Raw genomic sequence first — 12,606 nt, forward strand, 5'->3', positions numbered from 1 at the left:
GAAAAATATGAAGGTTTCAGTTCGACGCGGTGATTCCTTATGGTATTATAGTCAGCTTTTTTTCATTCCGTTACAGCTCATTATCGATTCCAACCCAGCGATTGATCCAGAAGATTTACAAATTGGTCAAACGGTTGAAATTCCGGGCTTCTTACTTCAAGAGTACAAAGTAAAAACAGGAGACACATTTTGGAAATTGGCTTCTACACGAAACGTAAATGTGGACGCTCTTTTACTTATTAATCCTGATAAACAGCCAAACTCCTTGGTGGTAGGAGAGGAGATATTGCTTCCACAACGCGTAGTCTCCCCCATTGTGAATGGGAAGATGGCCTACGGTTTCCAAGTTCTCAAAAATGACCTTGAGAACCTCCAGACGATTTACCCTTTCGTTACATTTCAGGAAATTGGTACTAGTGTTCAAGGCTTACCATTATATGAATTAGTTATTGGAAGAGGGAATAAAAAAGTCAATTTTAATGGTTCATTTCATGCAAATGAGTGGATTACCTCTCCCATTATTATGACCTTTATAAATGAGTATTTATTGGCGTTAACAAATGGCAATAATATCCGTGGAATTTCACCACAATCACTTTATTTTTCTGTTTCCTTTTCGATAGTCCCAATGGTTAATCCTGATGGTGTTAACCTTGTGATTAATGGTCCGTCTGAAGAAAACCGAGAAGAATTAGTAAAAATAAATAAAGGAAGTGAGGATTTTTCGAACTGGAAGGCAAATATAAGGGGAGTTGATTTAAACAATCAGTATCCAGCTAAGTGGGAGGTTGAAAAAGAAAGAAAAAAAGAAAAAGCCCCAGCACCTAGAGATTTCCCGGGTTATAAACCTCTGTCTGAGCCAGAAGCAATTGCCATGGCGGAACTGGCGAGAGAAGAAGAATTCGATCGAATGTTGGCTTTTCATACTCAAGGGAGAGAATTTTATTGGGGATATGAAGGACTAGAGCCTGAGGAATCTGTTGAGCTTGCTGCTGACTTTGAACGTGTAAGTGGCTATGAGTCGATACGATATGTAGATAGCTACGCTGGCTATAAAGATTGGTTCATACAGGAATTTCGAAAAGCGGGCTTTACATTGGAATTAGGGAAGGGTATCAATCCATTGCCTCTCTCTCAATTTGATGAAATATATCAGGATGTTCTCGGTATCATGCTTGTTGCATTATACAAATAATAATATAAGATTGCCTTTCTCTGCTCACGAAATCGATTAATGAAAGGATTAAGGGGGATCATAGCCGTGGAGGGCGATATGATCCCCTTTTTTAATTGTTTCAGAATACAAGTTATGACAGTAGCAGCGTATTTTGATAAGACACTATTATTGTGGTAATCGATAAAATAAAACGAAGTATTAAATTTTGTTAGCCTATGGATAATGGCGTGTAGTCACCAGTTTACATTGAAGCTCGTTGCTCTTTAGAAAGAGTAGTGAAAAACATGAAAAAAGTGAGTCAAAAAGTTAATGAAAATGTAAAAAAAATGAAACCTTCATGAACTAATAATCGTCATATAGGTTAAAGATACTTTTAGGAGGTGGAAGGAAAGGGTGAAACGCCTGCATTTTTGCTTATTGATATTGTTATGTATGATCCTTATTGGTTGTCGAAACGAAAAAATTGTGAAAGAACCTGATCCTTCGCCTACAAATAATGAATTGTCAGAAACAGCTGAAAATAGCACACTTGATGAGAAAACAGTTGAACCATTACATATTCAAAAACAAGCATTTGTTCGTAGTATCGGTTGGGTGAATGGAGAAGAAATGGTATATGTTCAGTTCATTGATGGAATGTATCAATTCATACGCTATCACATACATACAGGGGAACAATCTGTCTTTTATGAAACTGACAAACCGTTTGTCACAGCAGAAATTAGTAGCTCAAACCAATGGATCATGATTCATACAGCACCTATTACATCCTCAGCAAATATTGTGGTAATCGACTTAAGTGGTACGGTCATGATTGAAAAGGAGATCCCTTCATATGAATTAATGATAGAATGGAACCCTTATGATGAAAACCTTGTATTTCTGACGGCATTTAATGAAGAGTGGACTCATGAATTGTATCTTCTTAATATTTCTACAAATAAGATGCAGTTGATGGAAGGCGCCGAAGCCTTTTTAACATGGAGTAATGAAGATACATGGTTGTACCAAAAATGGAATCAGGATGAAATTCAGTTAGTCTCCCCACTTTATGAGAAGGGATTTCAGAAGGATGAAAAAATGATAGGAGAAAGTGTTTTTCAATTTGATAAATTGGAAGAGTATCTTCTTGAAATTATTGTGGACGAAAATGATGTACATTCAGCTCATTATCAGTTTACGGAAAGGGCGAATAGCGAGAACCCTCTTCGATTTACTGTTCCTCAATTGGATCAATATTCTAGTTGGCTCGTTCCGTTTTATACAATAGACCGTCATCATTTTTTTGTGTTTACTCCGTATAAGAGTGGCCCATTTGATGCTTACCAAGATAATTTTCAACTTATATCATGGAATTTAAAGACGGGAGAGGAAGAAGTATTGTTTGAAAATATCAAGAATGAGCCATTACAATGTACTAGTCAAGGAACGTATTGCTTGTATGGCTATAAAGGTGAAAAACTGATAAACTTAAAGGAACAAGAAATTAATAATTTTGTTGAAATGGAGAATGAGGTGATAGAGTAATGGCAATTGTAGACATAACCGTAATTCCAATTGGTACAGAAACACCTAGTGTAAGCAATTATGTAGCCGATATTCAAAAGCTACTGCTGAAATTAGAAGAAGAAGGACAGATATCTTTCAAATTAACTCCTATGAGCACTCTTATAGAAGGTGACTTACCAATATTATTAGACGTAGTTCAAAAGATTCACGAAGTTCCATTTGAAAAGGGTATTCAGCGAGTGGCAACAAATATTCGAATTGATGATCGAAGAGATAAAAAACGAAAAATGGAAGATAAGCTAGCTTCTGTAAAAGCCAAAATGTAGTCAAGGCTTATGCCTTCATACGAAAATAAGTTATAATCCTAGCATCAAAAAGAGGAATGATCTACATAAGATCATTCCTCTTTTTTAGTATGGCACTAGGCACTAAATTAGCGTGCTTCTATCTGTTCCCCTTATTAATGGGCAACAGCTGGATAAGCAGAATTGATGACTGTTGCAATCGTAAACCAACCAAAAACTCCAAGAGTTCCTAAACCGAAAACGATCCCTAATAAATTTTTGTTTTTAATTGCAGAAATACTAGCGAATAGGGCTAATATTGTCACTAAAGCAGTAATAATTGCTAATCCCATCTTACATGCTCCTTTCTTTTACGAAACCATTCCAATGAATGATTGTATGTAGCTATATATACTCAATCCATATTTTATCGGTTTTTGTGTCATTTGTCGAGGTCTAATCCTCTTTAGTAATGACTTATTTAAAAATAAAGTAAAGAAAACGGGTCATAAGCGTGGTATGATAAGCTTGAGATAGGAGGTTGAAAAAAATGATTTGGGAAAGGTTACCATTAGGTCCACTTCAAACGAACTGCTATATTATAAAGAATGAAAGAAAAGAATGTTTAATTTTTGATCCAGGTGGTGATGGTGATAGGTTGCTGAAGCTATTACGTTCAAGGCAATATACACCATTAGCAATACTATTAACTCATGCTCACTTTGATCATATTGGAGCTGTTGACGTTATTCGGGAGGCATACAAGATACCGTTATATATTCACAAAAATGAAGAAAAATGGTTAGAAGATCCTTCTTTAAATGGATCACAGTTTTTTATGATGGGAAGCTTAACAAAGGTAAAATCAGCTGATAGGATTCTAACCGATGAATCCTCGTTAACAATTGGAAGTTTTAATCTGGAAGTAATGAGGACCCCAGGACATTCACCTGGAAGTCTTTCCTTTTACATAAAAGACAACGACATTGTTATTGCGGGCGATACTTTATTTCAAGGAAGTATTGGTAGAACAGATTTGCCTGGTGGAAATCATGAAGAGTTACTTAATAGTATTCACACTCATCTATTAAGTCTACCGGAGAATACTCTTGTGTTGCCTGGACACGGCCATGAAACATCTGTAGAGGAAGAGATGGATCAGAACCCCTTTTTAAATGGATTTTAGTTTTCATAGGAAAGAAAAGAACCATCTCATAAGAGATGGTTCTTTTGGAAAGCTCTCTATATATTTAGATTAATGCCCGCCTCCAGGAGTCATCATAAAGGTCGTCCAATAAGTGAATCCTGCAAAGAACACTGTTAAGTAAGCGCCAAAAATATAAATATACATACGTTCAGATAATTTCAAATAACTTAATAGGATAAAAAATCCAGTTTGTCCTAGGAAAATGAGTGAAGTCGTATTCATATCGCCTAAATAGAACATCACAGCGAAAATTCCTGTCCAGAATCCAAGAACTCTGTACATACGTTCCATATGTATCCCTCCTTTACGCCACAATCCATCATTCATTATTATAAGGAACAAATGATGAATTGTAAATATATCATTGCTTTTAGTTTGTTACATTTATTCGATATCTACATTTATCACAGTGAGCATCCATACTTTGTACTTGACTAAATTCATCAACATTAAACAGAGCGTGAAAAGCCCCGTGTAAATAGGCGTTATGCATTGTACAAATTTGCTCTGGTTGCTTGAGAGCTTTTTCTTTAAAAGGGCAATTAAATATTTCAAAGAGTAACGAATAACCATTATTTTCTTTTTGGATTCGTGGAAAATATCCAACGGAAGAAGAAATCTCACGGAAAAGCTCTATTTTATCATCAAACGATAATTCATGAAGTTCTTTATTTTGATGTGTAAGCTTTTCCTCAATCATTTCATACCCTTTCTTTTTCCCCTCTTGTTGTAATAGTATAACCCCTTTCTCTCCTAATGCATCAAGAGCCTTTAAGGCAATATCTGATAACAGTTGAAAATCGCGATGAGGAAAAGTAAGTTGTACAACTTGCTTTGACAGTCTGTATACTTTTCCAGGACGTCCGCCTTTCCCTGTTTTATGCAACTCTGATAAGATTACCTTAACATCTTCAAGCTTTGAAAGATGAAGCCTAGCTACGTTTGGATGAATTTGAAATTGAGTAGCAATTTCTTGAACAGTTACGTCAGTTTGTTTTTGAAGTATATATTGATAGATCGAGTAACGTGTTGGATCTGCTAATGTATTTGTAATACGTAATGTTTGGTCCATCCTTTACACCTCACTACAAGGATAATACTTATATTATAACGCTATAAAAGCAAGAAGATATGAAAAAAATAAAGATTTTCCAAAAGTTTGGTTTTTGTTCACAATCATAATTGGAATGAATGAGAAAAATAGTTGAACTAGTAGAGGGAATTCTGGTAGGTAGAGTATTAAATAATGGTAGAGCTTTAATGAAAAAAAGAACAGCTATTAGTAGCTGTTCTAATAATGACTGGGCTAGCTGGATTCGAACCAACGCATGACGGAGTCAAAGTCCGTTGCCTTACCGCTTGGCTATAGCCCATCGTTAATACTTATTTTCGACATTTAATATTATAGCAAGAAACATTAGAAATATACAAGTGATTTCTTAATGTTTTTTTAAAATTGTTTTATAAAATATTAAAAGAAAAGATGATTTGTTTTTAAGAGGGTTTTACGTAAATAAAGAAGAATGACTATAATGATGTATACTAAACTTCTAAGGAGGAAAATATGGTTAATTTAAAGCCGATGACGTCACAGGAGTTTGATCTATATCTAAAAAAGTCTGTTGTTCAATATGCCGAACAAAAAGTTCTATCTGGAAATTGGCGTAAAGAGGAAGCGGTAGAGAGAGCAAAAAATCAATTTAATGAGCTTCTTCCAAATGGGTTAAACACGAACGATCATTTCTTATTTACAATCTTTGACGTTCATCAACCAGTGGGTATTTTATGGTTAGCAAAACAATCAAAAGACTCAGGGTATGTTTATGACATTCGTATTGAGGATGAATGTCAAGGAAAGGGTTATGGTAAAGCTGCTATGCAAGCGATGGAACAAATCGCAAAAGAAACGTTAAAGGTTAAAAAGATAGGCCTTCATGTATTTGGACATAATCAAATAGCGAGGGAGCTATATGGAAAATTAGGCTATCAGATTACAAATGTTGTGATGGAAAAAAACATTTGATAATTATATGAAAGTGGAAGGAAGCTAGGATTAAAGGCCCAGCTCCTTTTTTATGATATCTGTTATGTTTCATTTTGTAAGATCACTCCCTATAGTGAGGATGGTCTCCGATGTCGTCATTTGCTTTAGTAGGAAGCAATCGGACTAAATAGTAATTTAAGGTTCGGAGACGAACGGTTATATTAATTGAAATAAATTTTATGACTTGAAGTTAACCTTAGTGTAAGCGAAAATGAATGAATCATATTAAGCGCATGTATATATGTCCAACGTATAAAAGGATGGAAGTTTTCTAAGAAGCAAAATATTATTTTTAAAGGCGGGAAATTTTACGTAAATGACACACTTCAATACGGTCATTTAAAAATTCATTGATTTACTAAATGTTTCATTAATTCCACTCTAGTATCTCCACTACATGTTTTGTTTTTTAAAGTAGTAAGGGAGGACAATAAACATTACAATTATTCCGGAAAATCAGAAACGCCTATTCTTTTATTCTAAAAAACCAAATCTTCCAGAACTATTGTCTCTAGAAAACTCAATATAGTTAATTTTTTCTTTCTATCTTCGTTCGGCTCTTTATTTTTAAGTATAATTTTTTGCATTTCATTTTCGATTGAGCAAAGAGAGCTATTAAGTTGGTTAAGACCAAGTTTTTAAAAGTTGGAAACGATTTCTTGTTTACCAAGAAGAATGTAGGTTACGCTAAGTTAAAATTGCAAATATTTTTCATAAAAGTAAGTTTTCACAGGCTATCAAACCTATTTAAGCGGGAGATTTTTCTTCCGCTTTTTATTAATTACTATGGATGAAATTCTATACCGTTAGGCAACTAATGGGTAACTTTATAAACAAAAGAATAAGTAATAAAACTGAAGTGTTAGAAGGATTTTGAAAATAGTTGAGCAAGCGGAATCATCCTGCTTGGTCTTTCGGTGTTTTTTGGAAAATTTAATTGTAATTGTTAGATTTTAGTTTAAAATTATATGTAAATCATATGTAAGGTGAGGTTAGTTCATGGGTTTTCAAAAATGGCTTCGGATTTTACTGCCAGAGCTTCAATTGGTCGATTATGTATGGGCAAATGGGTTCAGGAGCAAGAAACAGCGAATGGGTGGACAGGCTCAGGCAATGGCTCATTCCGGAGCGCAAAGGACAGAATCGAGCAGTGGTAATCCGCAGCATGTTCCCCATTCTGCTAGTGGTGTCGGGGAAGTGGTCAAGGATGCGAAGTATGGGTTAATGCAGATGGGCTTGAATCGTTCAAATGAAGAATTGGATACGATTTTTGTCGAAATCAAGAAGGGACTTAATAGAAGGATTCTGCGCCAGGATGCGTTCATTGATGAGCTGCTAGTTTCCTATAAAAAAGCTTTTTTTAATAGGGAAAAAGGTAAGGTACAAAATATCATCTTGCTGGCTGGTCCCGCTGGAACGGGCAAGTTTACGACCTTGCAGCTGCTGGTTGATCAGCTCTATAAGAAAAAGCTAGTTCCCTATAAGCAGGCTGTAACGATTGATTTACGGAATTACACAGAGAAGGATATACACAGCAATTTCATCCTCGATTGTTCCGCTGCATTTGAGCATGGAATTGGAACAGTTTGCTTTTCGGGGATTGAGAAGGCTGACGCTGAGGTTCTTAAGTATGTTTCAAGGCTTGTACAGCAGGGCTATTTCCGAACGGAAAGCAGCATGATGGTCGATGCCTCCGATTATTTTCTCGTCTTCTACAGTGATGTGGATTTGAAAGAGGAAGTGCATGGAAAGCTGCCAACTGAAGTAGTAAATAAAATACCTGCTCCAATTTTAAAAGGGATTCAATCCTATGCGCTTTCCGCACCGCTCTTGTCTCAGGATGTTGAGGCTATTTTAAGGAGCAAGCTCCATGCTGCTGCCCGTAGGCTCGAAAGCCAAACGCAGCTAATGGTAAAGTTTGAAGAAGGATTGTTTACTGGTTTAGTAGAGCGGATTTTGGCAACGAAGAAATATGGAGAGGCAATTGAGAGTTTAGCAGAAAAGGATTTTTATCAGGCGCTTGTTGATTTTAGGGCAAGAGGTACTTTCATGGCGCATGACCGAATTTCGATTCAGCTCGAGAAGGATGTTTTGCTGGCCGTTAAGGGGGAGAAAAGCTTCCTATTAAAGTCCATTCCACTGGTAGAAGAGGAAAAGATTGAAGACCTGATCGACGAACTGAATCGCCTGACTGGTTTGCATTCTGTAAAAACAGCGATTCATGAACTGCTTGAAACGGTGAAGGCTGAAAAAATGAGGCAGGAGGCCGGATATAAAGCTGCTGGTAAAATGGCGATTCATATGGTGTTTACCGGGAATCCCGGTACTGGAAAAACAACCGTAGCAAGGCTAGTTTCACGGATTTTAAAAGCTATGGGATTGCTTTCCCAGGGACAATTGGTAGAGGCAGCAAGGCAGGATCTGGTCGGAGAATATCTGGGATCAACTGCGCCAAAAACCAATTCTGTTATTGAACGATCCCTTGGTGGCGTATTATTCATTGATGAAGCGTATGCCTTGTCGAGAAATAAGCAGGATCCGTTTGGGCTGGAAGCCATTGATACACTGGTTAAGGGAATGGAGGACCATCGTAACAACCTAGTCATGGTCCTTGCCGGTTACACGAATGAGATGGATGATTTCATGAAAGTGAATCCAGGCCTTCAATCACGGTTCCCTTATTTTATTGAGTTTCCGGATTATACGTCCGAAGAGATGTTTGAGATTCTGACTGAAATGGCTTCATCGAAGGACTTTACGATTGATTTTGGCATCAAGGAACAGCTGCTTGGACTGTTTGATTCCAAGCAGATTTCAGGGCGGAATGATGCGGGGAACGGCCGTCTTGTGCGTAATATGCTGGAGGATGCCATACGGAAACAGTCTGTAAGACTAAGTGGGGAAACAGGTGTACGGAATTATAAGCTTTTGACAGCCGAAGATTTCGGGATTGCTGAGCGTCCGAGGTTCGAGCTGGAACGAGCGTTTGAAAAAGTCATCGGTCTGGATAATGTGAAGGATTTTATCAGGAGTCTGGAAAAGCAGATTCTCGCGAATGAAAAGCGGAAAAAGGCTGGGATCCTGACAGAACAATCGCAGACTCTAAATATCGTATTTTCCGGAAATCCGGGTACAGGTAAGACGACAATGGCAAGAATGATAGCTGAGATGCTTAAATCAATGGGACTGTTGAAAAGAGGCCATCTCATCGAAGTGGACCGTAGCGATTTGGTGGCAGAATATATGGGGCAGACAGCAATGAAAACAACTCAGGTCGTCCAATCAGCTTTAGGGGGAGTCTTATTTATTGACGAAGCTTACAGTCTGATAGAGGAAGGTGTCCAAGGAGGTGGCTTTGGCAAAGAGGCGATTGATACGTTTGTTCGGCTAATCGAAAACCACCGGGACGACCTTGTGGTAATTCTCGCTGGCTACACCGATGAAATGGAGAAATTTTTGCGGAGCAATCCAGGCCTGAGGTCCCGCTTCCCATTAAATATTGAGTTCCCTGATTATACATCGGAACAGCTTACACAGATTACTGAGTTACAGGCCAAATCCAAAGGCTTCAACGTAGATATGGATGTGCAGCATTCATTGGCTGAGTTTTATAAGAAAAAACAGATTCCTGGTAAAAACGACAGCGGCAATGGTCGGTTGGTGAGGAATACGCTGGAGGCAGCAATTCGTAACCAGGCAAAAAGGATTGTTGAGATTGACCATGCAGGGCCAGATCAATTGAACAGGCTGACCTTGGCTGATTTTGGACTGCTGGAGGATCAGCCGAAGGAAAACGCTCTGCAAGAGCTGGATTCGGTTATCGGACTAGAAGAAGTAAAAACATTTGTACGGGCGTTATCAGCTCAGATCGAAGTGGCGAATAAAAGGAAAGCAATAGGACTGCCGGATATGGGTGTCCAATCTCTGCACATGGTTTTTAAAGGCAACCCAGGGACAGGAAAGACGACCATTGCGCGGATTTTGGCAAGAAGGCTGAAGGAGCTTGGAGTGATCAAGCTCGATCATATCGTAGAAACAGATCGTTCTGGACTTGTGGCTGGATATGTTGGCCAAACTGCCCTAAAAACTCGTGAGCTTCTCGAGAAGGCGCTCGGTGGTATATTATTCGTCGACGAAGCGTATGCTCTTTTCGGCGATGGCCAGGATTTTGGTCAGGAAGCGATTGATACGATCGTTAAGTTCATGGATGATCATCGTGAAAATATTATTGTGATTTTAGCAGGTTATGAGGCTGATATGGAACAGCTTCTCGATTCGAACGCAGGCTTGCGCTCAAGATTTCCGAATGTGATAAGCTTCCCTGATTATTCATTACATGAACTTGTGGAAATCAGCACACGTCTGCTGAAGCCGATGGGGTACGAATTGAGCACTGATGGAGCAAATGTGCTTCAAGAAATATATGCTAGAACTGAGGGGAATGCTTCGGCTGGTAATGGCCGTCTGGCAAGGAATATTTGTGAAGCTGCCATCCGAGCGCATGCATTGAGGCTGAGCAAAATCGACCAACCAACATTAGAAGATTTGACCCTGCTTACGCATGAGGATGTTTTAAAGGCCGGAGGTGTTGTTAGATGAAAAAAATCTTTTTATTCTTTGCTGGGTTATTTTTATTCGGCCTCATTCTCTACATTGTTGTCGCCCTCGTTTTTGGGCCTCTGATTACATTCCTGGATCTCCTTGACGTTTATAAACTGGAAGCCCCAAGGCTTGGGATGGGGATGGGCTTAGAAGGAATCGCTTTTTTCGGTTTCATTCTCTTTATTTCGATGAAGAGCCGAGAACTAAAATTGGAGATATATGGCAAAATCCCTGTGCTGCTACCGTTTTTCCAGATGTGCTTTGTTAGCTTAATCGTCATGGAGCTCAGTCTGACCTTTGCCAATCTTTGGGCAGACCGAATGGTTATCGGAAAGGCTGTTGCGATAGGCTTATCTGTACTAACAATCTTGCTGGGAAGAGCGTTTTTATCGTATTGGTACTATAAGTACCCGATTAGTTATAAGATGATGCGTTAAGGAGGAACTGCAATGCAGAAAAGAGTTAAGGAAGACTCTGTTAATAATTTGGACAATCTAACAGAGTTCGATGAGGAAGAACAACATCCCGAGGTCATCTACCATGAACATAGCCATAGAAAGCCGGTTTTATTTGGAGCTATTTTAGCGGTGTTATTGGCTATTGGCTTAAGTATGATTCTAGGCAGCCTCAGTTACACCTCAGAAGGTAGTGCGAAGGAAGTGGTCGCCAATAGAATTAGCAAGTCCACCATGGCCGGAGAAACCCCATTTACAGGTGAAACCAACGCAGGAATTACCGCGATGGATTTCGAAGTGACTGTAGGGGATTCAGGTGGGGATGCGAAAATGCTGATATGGGATTTTAATAGTGAAGATAGTGATGAAGTCCAAATCCTTGTAAACGGGCAGATGTTGAAAGAGAAGCTCATTCTCGCCAACAATCCGGCAGCTTTCTCGATTCCGGTTCCAAGTACGGTGACAATCAAGGGGCTGAAGGACAATGGAGGTGGCATATCATACGCTGTCAAATTTCCGAATGATAAAATAACTTATTATAATGTTGTAAGTGTGAAAGCGGGGAATACATATACTGTTAAACCGCTATAGAGGACAAGAGGAGGCTGGGACATAACTAGCTTCAAAAATAAAAAAGGTGAATTTGAGAGTATTCAAATTCACCTTTCTTTATTTTTTTGTTTAAATCCTATTCTTCCCCCGCATTAATGGCAGTGAATTTTCTTAAATTCACTGCCATTAATGCGAGGCCCATTTCGTTTTCTACCTTCGATTTTCCACGTACAGAAAATCGGGAGAAACACAAATTCGCTTTCAAGAATCCAAAAACTGGTTCCACAGCGATTTTCCTTTTTCGATAAATGGCCCTCGTTTTTTCTTCTGAAAGCTTCGCTCTTACATATTCTTTTTGATGTTCCCAATTTTCATTCACCATTAGTTTTCGATTATTGCCTTCTTTTGCTTTTGTGCATGATGAACGAAATGGGCATGAGGAACAGTCTTCACACTCATAGATTTTGAACTTCCGTTCAAATCCTGTACGATCATGGCGAATAGAATGATATTGAAATGGAAGTCGCTTTTGATTAGGGCATGTATAGGTATCTGTTTCCTCATTATACTCCCAGTTGTCTGGGTTAAATGCGTTTTGTCGGTATTTTTTCTTCTGTTCCTTTAAATACCGATTATACGTAATAAGCGCTTCTCGTTTTCTATTAGAAAGGATATCATTATAGTTCTGTTCACTACCATAACCTGCATCTGCAACAATGTGGTTCGGTAACTCAAAATAATGTTGCTCAATGTCATCTAGAAATGGAATTAACGTA

11 protein-coding genes, 1 tRNA gene and 1 pseudogene are annotated in these 12,606 nt (G+C 38.4%); 8 read left to right on the plus strand and 5 right to left on the minus strand.

The window, feature by feature from the left end; genetic code table 11:
• Positions 1-7: 7 nt before the first annotated feature.
• The 3 genes from WAK64_RS02095 (at position 8) to WAK64_RS02105 (ending at position 3,012) form a co-directional block, all read left to right on the plus strand.
• Complete coding sequence (locus tag WAK64_RS02095; RefSeq protein WP_336585261.1) at positions 8-1,195, plus strand: M14 family metallopeptidase; 1,188 nt, start codon at positions 8-10, stop codon at positions 1,193-1,195.
• 375 nt (positions 1,196-1,570) lie between these two features.
• The gene (locus WAK64_RS02100; protein WP_336585262.1) at positions 1,571-2,704 is read left to right on the plus strand and encodes a YqgU-like beta propeller domain-containing protein; all 1,134 of its coding nucleotides are present in this window, start codon (positions 1,571-1,573) and stop codon (positions 2,702-2,704) included.
• Positions 2,704-3,012 carry an MTH1187 family thiamine-binding protein gene (locus WAK64_RS02105; protein WP_336585263.1) on the plus strand — a complete coding sequence of 103 codons (309 nt, stop codon included), beginning with the start codon at positions 2,704-2,706 and terminating at the stop codon, positions 3,010-3,012. The genes WAK64_RS02100 and WAK64_RS02105 overlap by 1 nt, the downstream gene beginning before the upstream one ends.
• 134 nt (positions 3,013-3,146) lie before the next feature.
• On the opposite strand, the gene WAK64_RS02110 is transcribed toward WAK64_RS02105, so the two are convergent.
• A complete protein-coding gene (locus WAK64_RS02110) occupies positions 3,147-3,323 on the minus strand; it encodes a DUF2759 domain-containing protein (RefSeq protein WP_336585264.1) in 177 nt (58 codons plus the stop codon).
• Positions 3,324-3,520: 197 nt separating this feature from the next.
• Between WAK64_RS02110 and WAK64_RS02115 the strand changes: the two genes are divergently transcribed.
• On the plus strand, positions 3,521-4,156 hold the full coding sequence (locus WAK64_RS02115) for an MBL fold metallo-hydrolase (protein ID WP_336585265.1): 636 nt from the start codon (positions 3,521-3,523) through the stop codon (positions 4,154-4,156).
• A 69-nt stretch (positions 4,157-4,225) separates the two neighbouring features.
• Here the strand turns inward: WAK64_RS02115 and WAK64_RS02120 are convergent, their stop codons facing one another.
• The 3 genes from WAK64_RS02120 to WAK64_RS02130 all read right to left on the minus strand — a co-directional run bounded on the left by WAK64_RS02120 (position 4,226) and on the right by WAK64_RS02130 (position 5,550).
• Complete coding sequence (locus tag WAK64_RS02120; RefSeq protein ID WP_336585266.1) at positions 4,226-4,468, minus strand: DUF2626 domain-containing protein; 243 nt, start codon at positions 4,466-4,468, stop codon at positions 4,226-4,228.
• Positions 4,469-4,547: 79 nt separating this feature from the next.
• Positions 4,548-5,249 carry a helix-turn-helix transcriptional regulator gene (locus tag WAK64_RS02125; protein WP_336585267.1) on the minus strand — a complete coding sequence of 234 codons (702 nt, stop codon included), beginning with the start codon at positions 5,247-5,249 and terminating at the stop codon, positions 4,548-4,550.
• A gap of 229 nt (positions 5,250-5,478) precedes the next feature.
• Positions 5,479-5,550 (minus strand) — tRNA-Gln (locus WAK64_RS02130).
• Between the two features lie 191 nt (positions 5,551-5,741).
• Here WAK64_RS02130 and WAK64_RS02135 point away from each other — a divergent pair.
• From WAK64_RS02135 to WAK64_RS02150, 4 genes are all read left to right on the plus strand, one after another.
• Entirely contained in the window at positions 5,742-6,200 is a 459-nt protein-coding gene (locus tag WAK64_RS02135) for a GNAT family N-acetyltransferase (RefSeq protein ID WP_336585268.1), read from the plus strand.
• Positions 6,201-7,220: 1,020 nt separating this feature from the next.
• Positions 7,221-10,820, plus strand: coding sequence for an AAA family ATPase (locus tag WAK64_RS02140; RefSeq protein WP_336585269.1), 3,600 nt, complete (start codon positions 7,221-7,223; stop codon positions 10,818-10,820).
• Positions 10,817-11,260, plus strand: a complete 444-nt coding sequence (locus WAK64_RS02145) for a hypothetical protein (RefSeq protein WP_336585270.1) — start codon at positions 10,817-10,819, stop codon at positions 11,258-11,260. Before WAK64_RS02140 ends, WAK64_RS02145 begins: the two co-directional genes overlap by 4 nt.
• 12 nt (positions 11,261-11,272) lie before the next feature.
• Entirely contained in the window at positions 11,273-11,869 is a 597-nt protein-coding gene (locus WAK64_RS02150) for a hypothetical protein (RefSeq protein ID WP_336585271.1), read from the plus strand.
• 118 nt (positions 11,870-11,987) lie between these two features.
• On the opposite strand, the pseudogene WAK64_RS02155 reads toward WAK64_RS02150, so the two are convergent.
• Positions 11,988-12,606: pseudogene (locus WAK64_RS02155) on the minus strand (transposase); the annotation flags it as partial.

It is taken from the genome of Bacillus spongiae, assembly GCF_037120725.1.
Classification (GTDB): Bacteria; Bacillota; Bacilli; order Bacillales; family Bacillaceae_K; genus Bacillus_CI; species Bacillus_CI spongiae.